At 74.2% G+C, this 14674-nt stretch carries 6 protein-coding genes and 1 pseudogene; 3 read left to right on the forward strand and 4 right to left on the reverse strand.

Translation table 11 applies throughout. The annotated features are described in order from the left end of the window. Positions 1–78 precede the first annotated feature (78 nt). Entirely contained in the window at positions 79–2994 is a 2916-nt protein-coding gene (locus BEK98_RS42025) for a helix-turn-helix transcriptional regulator (protein WP_094222082.1), read from the forward strand. 76 nt (positions 2995–3070) lie between these two features. Continuing rightward, positions 3071–3856: a hypothetical protein gene (locus tag BEK98_RS42030; protein WP_094222083.1), complete on the forward strand. Its 786-nt coding sequence runs from the start codon at positions 3071–3073 to the stop codon at positions 3854–3856. 12 nt (positions 3857–3868) lie between these two features. Here the strand turns inward: BEK98_RS42030 and BEK98_RS42035 are convergent, their stop codons facing one another. After that, positions 3869–4243, reverse strand: coding sequence for a helix-turn-helix domain-containing protein (locus BEK98_RS42035; RefSeq protein ID WP_244202215.1), 375 nt, complete (start codon positions 4241–4243; stop codon positions 3869–3871). A 23-nt stretch (positions 4244–4266) separates the two neighbouring features. Here BEK98_RS42035 and BEK98_RS42040 point away from each other — a divergent pair. Then, positions 4267–4605 (forward strand): annotated as a pseudogene (locus BEK98_RS42040) (ABC transporter permease); the annotation flags it as partial. 32 nt (positions 4606–4637) lie between these two features. Here the strand turns inward: BEK98_RS42040 and BEK98_RS42045 are convergent. The 3 genes from BEK98_RS42045 to BEK98_RS42055 form a co-directional block, all read right to left on the reverse strand. Then, entirely contained in the window at positions 4638–5888 is a 1251-nt protein-coding gene (locus BEK98_RS42045; protein WP_094222086.1) for an MFS transporter, read from the reverse strand. Between the two features lie 73 nt (positions 5889–5961). Continuing rightward, a complete protein-coding gene (locus BEK98_RS42050) occupies positions 5962–7191 on the reverse strand; it encodes a cytochrome P450 (protein ID WP_094222087.1) in 1230 nt (409 codons plus the stop codon). After that, on the reverse strand, positions 7188–14498 hold the full coding sequence (locus BEK98_RS42055; protein WP_094222088.1) for a non-ribosomal peptide synthetase: 7311 nt from the start codon (positions 14496–14498) through the stop codon (positions 7188–7190). The genes BEK98_RS42050 and BEK98_RS42055 overlap by 4 nt, the downstream gene beginning before the upstream one ends. Positions 14499–14674 lie beyond the last annotated feature (176 nt).

Consider the following 14674-nt stretch of genomic DNA (forward strand, 5'->3'; position numbering starts at 1 on the left):
CACCGCTTCGACACGAGAACCGGAACGTGTACGGGCGACCTGCCACACGTCCCGATATTCCGATTATCATCTGCGCTCATGCGTTCCCATGCGCTTTCCCTGGTCGGGCGGGAGCCCCAACTGGGCTTGCTCGAGCGTGCCTTGTCCGACGCCCGGCAGGGTCGCGGTGGTGTGGTCTTCCTGGTCGGCGAGGCCGGGGTCGGCAAGTCACGGCTGGCGGCGGAGGCCGTGGGCGGTGCGCTCGGGTCCGGGATGCGGGTGCTGCGCGGCCGCAGCAGCACGACGGGCCCGGCCGTACCGTTCCGGCCGCTCACCGAGGCGCTGATGTCGCTGTTCCGCAGCGGCGAACCCCTCGACGACCTGGTCCTCGGGCCCTACCGGCCGGTCCTCGGGCGGCTGATTCCCGACTGGGACACCGGGGAGCGGGAGAGCAGCTCGATGGTGATCCTGGGCGAGGCGGTCCTGCGCCTGCTCATCGCCGCGGCCCGTGGCCAGGGCCAGCTTCTGCTGCTGGAGGACCTGCACGACGCCGACCCGGAGACGCTCGGCGTTCTCGAGTACCTGGTGGACAACCTCGAATACACGCCGGTGCTGCTGCTGGCCACCGTGCGGACGGACTTCAGCGACGCCCTGGACCTGGCGCAGTCGGCCCGTCGGCGCGGTGCCGCCACCCTGGTCGAACTGCCGTCGCTGACCCGCCCCCAGGTCCACGACATGATCGCGGCCCAGCTCGGCGTCCCCGGACCCGACGAAGTGCCCGCACCGGTCCTGCGGCGCCTGTGGGAGGACAGCGCGGGCAGCCCGTACCTGGTCGAGGAACTGCTGCAGTCCATGATCGGGGCCGGCACGCTGGTACAGGGTCCGGACGGCTGGCGGGCGGTCGGGGATCTCCGCAGTGACGTTTCATCCACGCTGGCCCGCGGCATCCTCCGCCGTATCGACCGGCTCGGCGCACAGGGCCTCACCCTCCTGTCGGCCGCCGCCGTGCTCGGCAGGCGCTTCCCGCTGACCGTGCTGCAGCGCATGACGGGCATCGACGACCGGGCCCTGCTCAGCCATCTGCACGCGGGGGTGGCCGCCCGGCTGGTGCTGCCCGACGAGCCCGCCCCGGACTGGTACTCCTTCCGCCACTCCCTCACCGTGGAGGCCCTGTTCACCCAGATGACGCCCGGCCGGCGCGCCGATCTGGCCCGGCGGGGCGCAGAGGCGGTCGAGGAGCTGCACCCCGAACTCGCCGGGGACTGGTGCGCGTTGGCTGCGGGGCTGCGCTGCGAGGCCGGTGACACCGCCGAGGCCGGGCGGCTGTTCGCCGAGGCCGGCGGGCGGGCGCTGGCGGCGGGCGCGCTGGGCTCGGCGGTGACCCTGCTCAGCCGGGCCGAGGACCTGCTGGCGTCCGGCAGTGATCCGCAGGCCCGGGCCGGGGTACTCGAACACCTGCTGCCCGCGCTCGCCGAGGCGGGTGACTTCGCCCGTGCCTTCGAGCTGGCCGAGGACCTCCATGTGCTCGACGGCTCCGGCCTGAGCCCGGCCCGGCTGGCCACCCTGCACACCCGGCTGGCCAAGGTCGCCCACACGGCGGGCCGCTGGAGCGACGGCAACCGCCAGATAGCCAGGGCCCGGAAGGTGCTGGCGGCGGCTCCGGACGACGCGACCGCGGCGGCCGTCGACGTCACCGCCGCCTACCTCGCCCTCGACACGCCCGGCCCCGACCGCACCCAGCACGCCGAGAAGCTGGCCCGCTCGGCAGCCGACACCGCCGAGCGGTACGGGCTGCCCGTCGTCGCCTGCCAGGCCCGGGAGTTGCTCGCCACCGTGGCCCGCGAACGGGACCCGGAGGAGTCGCAGGCGATGCTGGAGCAGGCCCTCGCCACGGCCGAGCGGCACCGGCTGCCGTTGCAGCGCATGTACGCTGCCACCCGCATGGGCGGCAACGCCTGGCTCGCCGAGGGCGACACCGCGGGCCTGCTGGCGGCCCGTGCGGAGGCGCTGCGGCTCGGCTCGGTCAACATCGTGCACACCGTGGACGGCATCCTCGTCCTCGACGGTGTGCTGCGCGGCCGGTACGACACCGCGCGCACGGCCGCCGCCGAGTGCCTGGCCGTCGTACGCCGGCTGCGGCTCGCCCCCGCGGTGCGCTACGTCCTCATGGCGCAGGCCACGCTGGAGGCGCACCTCGGCGACCGTACGGCGATGGAGGCGGCGCTGGCCGCGTTCGCCGAGTGGGACGGGGCCGGTTCGCAGGAGGAGCCGCTGTGCTTCGGCCTGGCCCGCGCCTTCTGCGCGCTGATGGAGGAGGACCGCGAGCTGGGCCGGGCGGAGCTGCGACAGGTGCTGGCCCTGGAGGCCGGCAACCCCACCACCTACCACCTCAGCGGCACCCACGGCCTCGTCCTGCTGCTGGACCTGCTCGCCGGTGAGGCGGACCGGGCCCGGCACGAGGAGGTCACCGCCACCGCGGTCGCCCGGATGCGCTGGAACCGCCAGTTCGTGATGCTCGCGGATGCCGTGCTGCTGGGCCGGGAGGGAGAGGGCGCACGGGCCGCCGCTACGGTCGAGGCGGCGCTGGCGGTGGCTGAGCCGTATGCGATGGCCCAGCATCTCGGGCTGCGGCTGATCGCGGACGCGGCGCACCAGGACGGCTGGGGCGATCCGGTGGGGTGGCTGCGGCGGGCGGAACACCACTTCCACGAGCGGGACGTGGCGGCCGTCGCGGGTGCCTGCCGAGCCGCACTGCGCCGGCTCGGCGCTCCCGTGCACCAGCACCGCTCGGGCACCAGCGGCATCCCCGAGCACCTGCGCGCGCAGGGCGTCACCGTCCGGGAGTTCGAGGTCTTCCGGCTGCTTGCGGAGCGGCTCGGCAACAAGGACATCGCCGACCGGCTGTTCATCTCGCCGCGTACGGCCGAGAAGCACATCGCGAGCCTGATGACCAAGACCGGGGCGGTCAACCGCGCGGACCTGTGCGCCCGGTCGGCCGCGCTGCGAACCGCCTGACCTCGTCCGGCGTCCCTACTAGTCGTCCGGCCTCTGTCCCGGTCCCGGGCGGCCCACTCTTCCCTTGCGAGGACCCATGCTCATACGTTCTGCCGTCACCGCCCTGTCGGGCGCGCTGGTCCTGTCCGCCCTCGCCGTCACGACCGCCGACGCCGACGGCGGCCAGGGAGACACCCACGTCGTCCAGGTCGTCGTCAACGGCGGGAAGCCGGTCGTGGTCGGCGCCACCGGGTCGAAGACGTTCACGCTCAGCATCACCGCCGCCGACAACTCGGGGATCAAGGACGCCTTCGGCTGGGTCTACCACGGCCCGGTCGACAACCCGGACGGCCATGCGGGGCCCGGTTCCGAGACTCCGATGGACTGCTCCCCCGACCCTGTCAGCGAGACCACCTCCATCTGCACCACCGACATCACCATCGGCCCCCGTACCGCCCACACCAACTCCACCGCCGGTACCTGGCACGTGTGGACCTCCGTGGATGCCAACGACTTCGACTGGATCCAGCTGGACAGCGCGGGCACCTTCCTGATGAAACGTGCCGCCAGACTGACGGCCGACGCCTCCCCCGAGCCGGTGGCCGCGGGCAAGACCCTCACCGTCACCGGCAAGCTGACCCGCGCCAACTGGGACAACGGCACCTACGGCGGTTACGCGGGCCAGGCGGTGAAGCTGCAGTTCCGCAAGGCCGGGACGACCACGTACAGCACCGTGAAGACGGTGACCAGCGGAACGGGCGGCGCTCTGAAGACCACGGCGAAGGCCACCGTGGACGGCTACTGGCGCTGGAGCTTCGCGGGTACCGGTACGACCGGGTCGGTCAACGCTCCCGGTGACTACGTCCACGTCACCGCGTCCTGACCTGGGACCCGGTCAAGTGCGGCGGGTCAGGACGGCGCTCGTCACCTGACCCGGCACGAAGTCCTGGGCGTCGTGCGGGGACGCGGCCGTGCGGCCGGCGCGGAAGGCGCTCGGGGTGCGGCCCGTCATCGCCTTGAACGTGCGGTCGAAGTGCGGCTGGTCGTGGTGGCCGGCCTGCGCGGCCGCGTCGGCCCAGCTCGCGCCGGCCTCCTTCAGCCGCAGGGCCGCCTGCAGCCGCATCACCTGCGCCACGCCCTTCGGGGTCAGCCCGGTCCGGCAGCGGAACCGCCGTTCGAGGTGGCGGCGGCTCCAGCCGGTCCGGGCGGCCGGCTCCTCCACCCGTACCCGCCCGGCCGTGCCCTGAAGGGTGCGCCAGGCCCAGGCCACCTCGGGGCTCCCGGCCGGGCCCGATTCCAGTGGTGGGCATCGCCAGCACCACGTTCGTCGCGGTGCTGGAGCGGACCGCGGAGATCGGGCTGCGCCGGGCCCTGGGCGCCCGGGCGCGGCACATCGCCGCCCAGTTCCTCACCGAGTCCACCGCGCTCGGCCTGATCGGCGGGCCGGTGGGAACGGCCCTCGCCGTGGCCGCCGTTCTGGTCGTCGCCCTCGCCAAGAGCTGGACGGCCGTCCTCGACCCGGCCACCGTGCTCCCCGCGCCCCTCCTGGGGGCCGCTGTCGGTCTCCTCGCCGGTCTCTGCCCCTCGGTCCGCGCGGCCCGCGTCGAACCTCCGGAAGCACTCCGCCGCTGACGCCGGTGTCAGGCCCGACGGCGCCACAGGCCCTACCGCATCTCGCGTACCGCCCGCGACCCCAGCACCGCCACGGCGGTCGCGGCGAGCACGCAGGCCACCACCCCGAACAGGGCGAGCGTGTCGACGCGGGCCAGTGCGCCGCACACGATGAGCGACAGGGGGGCGGCGGCGTAGCCGAGGACCATGTCGACGGAGACGACCCGGCTGAGTACGTTCTGCGGGATGTTGCGCTGGATCCAGCTCAGCCCGAACACGCCCTGGAAGCCGATCGCGAAGCCCATGGCGAGTACGGTCGCGATCACGGCCGGCGTGCTGTGCACCAGCCCGAGCACGGCCATCCCGGCGCCGAGCCAGCCCGCGAGTCCGGCCACCAGCAGGCCGACCCGGGGCCGGCCGCCGAGCGCGCCGCCGGCCAGGGTGCCGAGCATGGCACCCCCGGCGAGGGAGCCGTTGAGCACGCCCAGCGTGGCCGAGCCGCCGCGCAGTACCTGGTCCGCGAGGGTGGCGAAGCCGACCGTGAAGGGCCCGGCGTAACAGAAGTTGACGGCGGTGTCGAGGGCGACGACGGTGCGCAGCCGGGGGTCGCGCCAGGTGTAGGTCACGCCCTCGCGGATGCGGGCGCCCAGGGACTTGGGCGCGTCCTCGGCGGTCGGCGCGGCGGACTTGGCGGTCCGGGGCCGGGTGCGGATGCTCGCGACGCACCAGCCGCACAGGGCGAAGCAGACGGCGTCGACGAGGAAGGCGACCGGCGCCCGGGTCAGGGCGATGACCACACCGCCGACGGCCGGTCCGACCACGGCGGCCGTCCGCGATCCGGCGCCCAGCAGCGCGTTGGCCGGGGTGAGGAGCTGTTCGTCGACCACGGACGGCAGGATGGAGACTCGGGCGGGCTGGAAGAAGGCGTCGACGGCGCCGAAGGCCGCGGCGGCGGCGCACAGCATCCACACCGTCAGATGCCCGCTCAGCCCGGCCAGTCCGACCCCCGCCATCAGCCCGGCCCGGGTCCAGCTGGAGGCGACCATGAGCGTGCGGGTGGACCAGGAGTCGCTGAGGGTGCCGCCGACCAGGGTGAGCAGGGCGCGGGGCACGGCCTGGAAGGCGAGGACGTAGCCGAGGGCGAGGGTGGAGCCGGTCAGGCCGAGGGTGATCCAGGAGAAGGCGACGACGCTGAAGCCGTCGCCGAGCAGGGACAACGACTGTCCCAGCCAGAGGAGTTGGAAGGGGCGGTGCCGGGCGGGTGCCCACAGCCGTGGACCGGCGCCGGCGAGGGTGGTGGCCATGGTGGAGCCTTTCGTGATCGGCGGGGCGCGGCACCCGGCGGGAGCGGCCGGGTGCCGCGGCGCGGGTCGGCGGTCAGTAGCGGACGGGCAGGGCGGTGAGGCTGCGGTTGAGCAAGGAGGGCTGCCAGGTGAGCCGGTCGGGGTCCGCCACCGTGAGGCCCGGGTGGTCACGCACCAGCGTCTCCACGGCGGCCACGGCCACGAGTCGGGCCAGGGCGGCGCCGATGCAGAAGTGGGCGCCGAAGCCGAAGCCGAGGTGGGTGGCTCCGGTGCGGCGGACGTCGAACCGGTCGGGGTCCTCAAAGCGGGCCGGGTCGCGGTTGGCGGCGGCGGTCACCAGGAAGATCCGGTCCCCCGCGCGCAGGGTGTGGCCGTCGAGGCCGAGGTCGCGGGCGGCGGTGCGGATCGACATCTTGGACGGGCCGTCCAAGCGCAGCGCCTCCTCCACAGTCCCTTGCACCAGCCCCAAATCCTCACGGACCGCCGCCAGTTGAACGGGACGGGCGTGCAGGGCCAGGACGGTGTTGGCGATGAGGTTGCTGGTGGTCTCCCCGCCGGCGAACGCCATCTGGGTGAGCATCCCGACGAACTCCTCCTCGGTGACCGAGTCCCCCACCCGGCCCTCCCGCAGCACCTGGCTGATCAGATCGTCGGCCGGTTCGGCCCGGCGCCGGGCGACCAGGTCGGCGAGGTAGTCCTCCAGGCTCACCAGCGCCTGCAGGGAGGCCCGGTACTCGCTCTCCTCCTGGGCGGTGCCGAGGACGAGGTCGGCGACGCGGGCGTTCCAGTACCAGAAGGAGGGGGCGTCGGTGCGCGGGATGCCGAGCCAGCGGGCGAAGACCAGGGCGGGCAGGGGCTTGGCGACGTCGGCCATCAGGTCACCGGTGCGGCCGGGGCTGGCCCGGCGGGCGAGGACGGCCGCCGTGGCCTTCTCGGTGAAGGCGCGGTAGCGGGCCACGGCCCGGGCGGCGAACGCCTCCTGGAACACCTGGCGCAGTCTGCGGTGGTGCGGCGGATCGTTGAAGACCATCCAGCGGGACAGGATCCCGAAGGCCCGCTCGGCGTCCGCGCGGGCGCCCTGCGGGACCGCGTCCATCAAGGGCCGTACCCGGTCGGCCGAGACGGCGGGGTCGCGCAGGCAGCGCATGACCTGGTCGTAACCGGTGACGAGCCAGGCGTGGTGCATCGGGCTCCAGTGGACCGGCGCGTGTGCGCGCAGCGCGTTCAGGTAGCCGTAGGGCTCGGCGACCAGGTCCGGGGAGAGCAGGTAGCGCTCGGCGAAGGCGGGGGCGACGGTGGTCATCGGGCGTCCTCCCCCTCGATCCCGACGAGCAGGTCGGCGATGCCGGCCACCCTCGGCTCGGCCATCATCGACATGTGGTCGCCGTCGCTGATGTGCAGGGTGAGGCCGCCCTCGGCCACCTCCCGCCAGCGTGCGACGTAGGTGTCGTAGTCGACGTCGAGGCCCGGCATCGTACGACCGCGGGGCAGTCCGGCGGCCTCGCAGCCCACCACCAGGTGCACAGGTCCGGGGTAGGGCCGGACCTCGTAGGCGGCGAGCGCGGCGAGCAGCGAGTGCCACACCTCGATCGGCGCGTCCTCGACCAGGGCGGCCTCGGCGGGGCTCATGCCGGCGCCGAGCAGGGTGGCGGTGAGTTCGGCCGTGGTCCGGTCGCGCCGCGGTGAGGGCGGCAGCTCGCGCAGCCGGTCGCGCAGGCGCAGTGCCTCGCGCAGGTCCTGGGTGACGCCGGTGAGCCGGGCGCGGGCGGCGGCGTTGGGCAGGTACGGCTCGATGAGGACCAGCGGCGCGGCCCGGTGACCCGCCCGGTGCAGCTGGGTGGCCATCTCCAGGGCGATGTTGGCGCCCATGGACCAGCCCAGCAGGGCGTGCCGGCCCTCGCCGCCCCGGTCGGTCATCTCGGCGACGTAGTTGGCGGCGATGCCCGTCACGGTGCTCGGGTCCACGCCGCCGAGCAGGCCGCGCGCCTGGAAGGCGTGGACGGGGCGGCCGGGCGGCAGGGCGCGGGCGAGCGGCACGAACCAGGCCGCGCTGCCGCCGGTGGGGTGGACACACCACAGAGGCTCGCCCTCGCCCTCCCGTAGCCGGACCTCGGAGGTGACGGCGGCGGGCACGGGGGCGGTGCGGGTGGCGTGCGCGGCGAGCCGGGCGATCGTCGGGTGCTCGATCAGGTCGCCGACCGACACGGTCAGACCGCGTCCGGCGGCCATCAGGGAGACCCGGACCGTGGACAGTGAGCTGCCGCCGATGCGGAAGAAGTCGTCGTGGACGCCGATGCGGGACAGTCCGAGGACTTCCCGCCACACCTCGGCGAGGACCTTCTCGGCGGGGGTGGCGGGGGCGACGTACTCGGTGTCGCTCTCGACCGCCTCCGCCGTGGGCAGCGGCAGCGCCCGTTTGTCGATCTTGCCGCTGCGGTTGACGGGCATCTCGTCCAGGAAGACGAACCGGGCGGGCAGCATGTAGGCGGGCAGGGAGGCGCGCAGGGCACGGCGCAGCTCCTCGGGGGCGGGCTGATTCGGGGCGCGTACGACGAGATAGGCGACCAGGGCCGGTTCGCCGGGCAGGTCGGTGCGGTGCAGGACCACGGCCTGGCGGATGTCGGGCAGCGCCCGCAACGCGTGCTCGATCTCGCCGAGTTCGATGCGGAAGCCGCGCAGCTTCACCTGGGAGTCGCGGCGGCCGAGCCATTCCACCGAGCCGTCGGGCCGGTGGGTGCCGAGGTCGCCCGTGCGGCACAGGCGCTCGCCGGGGGTGCCGTACGGGTCCGGGACGTAGGTGGCGGCGGTGAGCGCGGGGCGGCCGAGGTAGCCGCGGCCGACGGCCTGACCGCCGAGATGGATCTCGCCGGGGACGCCGGCCGGGACCGGCTGGAGGTCCTCGTCCAGGACGTGGATGCGGGTGTTGCGGATGGGGGTGCCGATGGGCGGGCGGCCCTGGCCGGGCGTCAGCTCCGCGGCCACGGACCACACCGAGGTCTCGGTGAGCCCGTAGACGTTGTGGAAGCGGCGGCCCCGCGCCCAGACGTCGGCGAGTTCGGCCGGGCAGGCCTCGCCCGCGACCTGGAGCACACGCAGCTCGGGGAAGTCGTCCTCGCCGAGGACCGCGAGGGCGCTGGGCGGCAGCATGGCGCCGGTGACGTGGTGCTCGCGCAGGGTGCGGGCCAGGTCGGGGCCGGGGCGCAGCGCGTCCTTCGGCGCGGTGACCAGACGGCCGCCGTTGGCGAGGGACCAGGTGAGTTCCAGGATCGAGGCGTCGAAGCCGAAGGAGGCGAACTGCAGCACCCGGTCCTCGGGGGTGGGCCGCACGAGGTCGCGCTGGCCTTCGAGCATGTTGGACAGGCCGCGGTGCGGGATGGCGACGCCCTTGGGGGTGCCGGTGGAGCCGGAGGTGTAGATGATGTAGGCGAGGGTGTCGGCGTCGGGCTCCCCGGTGCCGGGGACATCGGACGCTTCGATCGGCGTGTCGGCGTCGAGGAGCAGCACCGGACCGTCGAAGGGCACGGTTCCGTCGAGCGCCTGCTGGGTCAGCAGGACGCGCATCCCGCTGTCCTCGGCCATGAACGCCAGCCGGTCGGTGGGATGGTGCGGATCGAGCGGCAGGAAGGCGCCGCCCGACCGCAGCACGGCGACGGCGGCACGGACCAGGTCGGGTCCGCGCTCGACGCAGATGCCGACCACCGTCTCCGGGCCCACCCCGAGCCGGCGCAGCCGTCGCGCCAATACCTCGGCCTGTGACTGCAGTTCGGCGTACGTCAGCCGGTGTCCGCCGTGCTCGACGGCGACCGCGTCCGGGGTACGGGTGGCGTGGGCGGCGATGTGCTCGTGGAACAGCAGCGGCGAGGACGGGGTTTCGGGCCCCTTGGCCCACACGTCGAGGGCGGTGGCGCGGGCGGCGCCGGTGAGTGCGGGCCGGGTCACCCGGGCGTGCGGGTCGGCGGTCATCGCCTCCAGCTGGGCGCAGAACACGTCGGCCAGCTGCTCGGCGGTGGCGGGTGCGACGAACTCCGGGTCGGCGTCCAGCGTGAAGGCGTTGACGCTCGCGTTGACCAGCAGCGGGAACATGGTCCGGGCGATCTCCAGGGAGTCGTCCCAGGACTCGTGCGAGAGCCGGTGGAAGTTGACGTAGTTGAAGACGGCGTCGGTCCAGCTCGGCTCGGTGGGCCGCAGTCGGGCGATGCGCACGAGCGGGACCCTGCGGTGCGGCAGCATGTCCTGCTCGGCGCTGAACACGTCCCGCAGGTGGGCGAGCCAGCTGCCGCGCGGGCGGGCCACGCCGAACGGCACGGTGTTCAGGAAGAGTCCGCGCATCCGGTCGGCGCCCGGAACCTCGGGCCGCCCGTTGGTGACCAGGCCGATGCTGTGGCCGAGCGCGCTGTCGTCGCGCTCCGCGAACAGGCTCATCGTGTGGTGGAACGCGGTCATCAGGACCGTACGGCGCGGCACTCCCGCTTCCTTGGCCAGCCGGCCGATGCGCTCGGCGAGGTGGGCGTAGGAGCGCCGTACCTCGTGCACCGGCGGCTGCCCGGCGTCCGGGCCGGCCGGGCGCCGGCCCAGGCGGACCGGTCGCAGGTCGGCGAGCCGCCCCCGCCAGTACTCCAGCGACTCCTCGCTGTCGAGCGCGGCCCGCTCCAGGGCGACGTACTCGGCGAAGGCCGGGGCGCTCGGCGGCCGTGGTGCGGTGCGGTGGGCGACGGCCTGCCGGTGCAGGGACAGCAGGTCGGCGACGAGCGAGGTCAGGCTCCAGCCGTCCAGGACGACATGGCAGTCGGTGAGGACGAGCCGCAGGTCGTGGTCGGTGACGTGGTGCAGGTGGATACGGACCAGGGGCGCGGCGGCGAGGTCGAAGCGGCGCCCGAACTCCTCGTCCACGAACCGGCCGAGCCGCGCCCGCTGCTCGTCACGGGGCAGTCCGCGCAGGTCGGTGTAGCCGACCGGGAGGTGGGCGCTGCGATGGACGAGCTGGAGCGGTTCGCGGTACGAGACGAGGTCGACGGAGGTGCGCAGGATGGGGTGCCCGGCCACCACCGCGTCCACGGCGGCCTGGAAGGCGTCCAGGTCGAAGCCCTCGGGGACGGTGATCTTCAGGTCGGTGACGTTGTGGTAGGCGCCGCGCCGCGGGTCGGCGAGCATCTCGTGCAGCATGCCGGCCTGGAGCATGGTGAGCGGGTAGGCGTCGGCGAGCCCGTCCGGCAGACGGCCGGCGTCGGCGGGGTCGAGCTGGGAGAACGGGGCGACGGGGGCCGGGGTGTCGACGTCGTCGGTGACGAGCGTGGCGAGGTCGGCGAGGGTGCGGGCGCGGAAGACGTCGGCGACGGTCAGGCCGAGGCCGGCCTGCCGGGCCAGGCCGACCAGGCGCAGGGCGAGGATGGAGTCGCCGCCCAGGTCGAAGAAGTTGTCGCTTCGGCTGACGTGTTCGGCGCCCAGCACCTGTGCCCACACACCGGCCAGGCCCTGCTCCACGGGCCCCTCCGGAGGCACGTGCTCGCCCTGCCCGGCCGACGTGGGTACGACGGCGGTCAGCGCGGCGCGGTCGACCTTGCCGTTGGCGGTCAGCGGCAGCCGCTCGTGGCGGACGAACAGCGCCGGGACCATGTAGTCGGGCAGGGTCAGGCACAGCCCCTCGCGCAGGGCGGGCGCGTCCAGCGGGCGGGCCTCGGGGGTGACCACATGGGCGACCAGCCGGGCTCCGTCGCCGTCGCGTCGGGCGACCACGGCGACGTCGGCGACGCCGGGCAGCGTGCGCAGGGCGGTCTCGATCTCGCCGGGCTCGATCCGGTAGCCGCGGATCTTCACCTGGTGGTCGGCACGGCCGACATAGGCGAGTTGGCCGTCCTGCAGGACCCGTACCAGATCGCCGGTGCGGTACATGCGGGCGCCGGGCTCGCCGAAGGGGTCGTCCAGGAAGCGTTCGGCGGTCAGCTCCGGCCGGTTGCGGTAGCCGCGGGCGACCCCGCCGCCGGAGACGTACAGCTCGCCGACGCTGCCCGGCGGCACCAGCCGGCCCCAGGAGTCGAGGACGTAACCGTGCTGGCCGGACAGCGGACGCCCGATCGGCGAGCGCACCGCCCCCGTCACGTCCTCCTCCATGATGGTGCGGAAGGTGACGTGCACGGTGGTCTCGGTGATGCCGTACATGTTCACCAGGGCGGGACGGCGTCCCGGGGCGGTGAACCAGTCGCGGTAGTCGCGCACGTCGAAGGCGTCGCCGCCGAAGATCACCGTGCGCAGGGCGAGTTCGGAGAACTCGGCGCCGGCGTCCTCAAGGTGGGCGCGCAGCCCCTTGAAAGCGGCGGGGGTCTGGTTGAGGACGGTGACACCCTCCTCCCGCAGCACGCGCTGCACGGCCGCCGGGTCGCGCACCTCGTCCGCGCCGAGGACGACGACGCGTCCACCACTGGTGAGCGGGGCCCACAGCTCCCACACGGAGAAGTCGAACGCCGGGGAGTGCATCAGCGTCCACACGTCGTCGGGCCCGAAGTCGAAGTGCCGGTCGGCGGCGCCGAGCAGCCAGGCGAGGTTGCCGTGGGTGACCTCGACGCCCTTGGGGCGGCCGGTGGAGCCGGAGGTGTAGATGACGTAGGCGAGGTCGCCCGGGGCAGGGAGCACGTCCTCGCCGTCGGTCCCGGTCTCGGTGCCCAGCTCGACGAGGTGTACCGGCAGCCCCTCCACCGCCGGGCGGGTGGCCGGGTCCGTGACGATCCAGTCGATGCCGGAGTCGGTGACGGTGAACTCGCGCCGGGCCCGCGGGTGGGAGGGGTCGAGCGGCAGGTAGGCGGCTCCGGCGCGCCAGACGCCGAGCAGGGCGACGGCCAGGTCGGGCGTGCGGTCGAGGCAGACGCCGACGAGGGAACCGCGGGTGACGCCTGCGGCCCGGAGCCGGGCGGCCAACCCCGATGCCCGGGCGTCGAGTTCGGCGTAGCTGAGGGAGCGCCCGGAACCGGTCGCGGCCACCGCGTGCGGGGTGCGGGCGATGTGCTCGGCGAGGCGGTCCGGCGCGGTGCGCGGGGCGGGGAGGGAGCCGCTGCCGGAGTTGGCGGGGCCGTCGGGTCCGAGCAGGTGGGCGCGTTCGACGGGGCTGAGCGGGTCGATGGCGCCGAGCGGGGTGTCGGGCTGTGCGCAGAAGGCCTCCAGCAGGGAAACCATGTGCCGGGCGAGGGCGGCGACGGAGGTCTCCTCGAACAGGTCCGGCCGGTAGACGAACACCAGGTCGGTACGGCCGTCCCCGTCCCGCAGGTCCAGGGTGAGGTCGAACTTGGCGGTCGTCAGGGAGATCCGGTACGGCGTGCCGCTCGCACCGCCCAGGGCGAATCCGGCCGACGTGGCGTCGGTGTGCGTGTAGAGGACCTGGACGAGCGGGTTGCGGGCGAGGTCGCGTTCCGGGCTGAGTACGTCGACGACCTGCTCGAACGGCAGCGACTGGTGGGAGAACGCCTCCAGGACGCGGTCCCGGGTCCGCTCCAGCAGCGCCGCCGGGGTGGGGTCGTCGGCGAGGTCGCCGCGCAGCACGAGGGTGTTGACGAAGAAGCCGACCAGCTGTTCCGTCTCGGGCTGCTCCCGGCCCGCGACCACCGTGCCGACGGCGATGTCGCTCTGCCCGCTGTGGAAGGCCAGCGCGGCCTGGAAGGCGGCCAGCACCGTCATGTACGGGGTCGTACCGACACGCCGGCCCAGCGCGGCGAGCCCGTCGGTGAGCGCGGGCGGCAGGGTGACGGTGTGGGCGGCTCCGCGTCCGCCGGGCGTGTCGGGGCGGGGGTGGTCCGTGGGCAGGTCCAGCGGGGTCAGACCGGCGAGCCGGGAGCGCCAGTGGTCGAGGGCGGCGGACTGGTCGCTCTCTCGTTGCCACAGCGCGTAGTCGGCGTAGTCGAGGGGCAGTTCGGGCAGGTGCGCGACGCGGCCCTCGGTCCTGGCCCGGTACAGCTCGGTCAGGTCACGGACGATCAGGTCGAGGGACCAGCCGTCGGAGACGATGTGGTGCATGCCGAGGACCAGCACGTGGTCGTCGTCGGCGGCTCGTACGAGGGTGGCGCGGAAGGCAGGTTCGCGGGCGAGGTCGAAGGGGTGTACGGCGGCGGCGTGGACGGCGGCCGTCAGGCGTCGCTCGCGGTCGGCGCCGGCGGGGCCGGTCACGTCCACCATGTCCAGCACCGTGCCGCCGGCGGGGCCGGTCACCTCCGGCACCGCGCCACCAGCCGAGCCGGTCACGTCCACCTCGCCCGGCGCCGTACCGTCGGTGGGCAGCACACGCTGGTAGGGGACGCCCTCATGCTCAGGGAAGACCACCCGCAGCTGCTCGTGCCGGGCGACCAGGTCGGCCACGGCGGCCCGCAGCGCCGGTACGTCCAGCGGGCCGGCGAACCGCCAGGCGGCGGGCAGCAGATAGGTCGGCGCGCCGGGGTCGAGCCGGTCCAGGAAGTACAGGCGCTGCTGGGCGGCCGACAGCGGGATCCGGTCCGGGCGGGGCCGGATCCGCCGTGGGCCGTCGGCCCGGGCGGCGGCCCCGCGCAGCCGCTGCTCCAGCAGGCGGCGTGCCGCCGGTGACAGGCCGCTGCCGGGGGCGAGGGGGCCGGGACGCACGTCCGAAGTGGTCATGAGGGCAACTCCGTTCTCACTCTGGGAAAGAAGCCGGCGATGGGTAGGGCCGGCCCGGGCGCGCAGCAGGCGGGCCTGGACGGCCGGGAGGCGACCGTGGCGCTCAGCAGGCGGGCCTCGACGCCCGGAAGGCGACCGCGGCGCTCAGCAAGCGGACCTCGACGCCAGGAAGGCAG

Source organism: Streptomyces diastatochromogenes (genome assembly GCF_002242805.1).
Classification (GTDB): domain Bacteria; phylum Actinomycetota; class Actinomycetes; order Streptomycetales; family Streptomycetaceae; genus Streptomyces; species Streptomyces diastatochromogenes.

Coding starts and splice junctions, on each gene's coding strand:
- BEK98_RS42025 (WP_094222082.1), top strand. CDS start 79: ATGCGTTCCCATGCGCTTTCCCTGGTCGGGCGGGAGCCCCAACTGGGC.
- BEK98_RS42030 (WP_094222083.1), top strand. CDS start 3,071: ATGCTCATACGTTCTGCCGTCACCGCCCTGTCGGGCGCGCTGGTCCTG.
- BEK98_RS42045 (WP_094222086.1), bottom strand. CDS start 5,888: ATGGCCACCACCCTCGCCGGCGCCGGTCCACGGCTGTGGGCACCCGCC.
- BEK98_RS42050 (WP_094222087.1), bottom strand. CDS start 7,191: ATGACCACCGTCGCCCCCGCCTTCGCCGAGCGCTACCTGCTCTCCCCG.
- BEK98_RS42055 (WP_094222088.1), bottom strand. CDS start 14,498: ATGACCACTTCGGACGTGCGTCCCGGCCCCCTCGCCCCCGGCAGCGGC.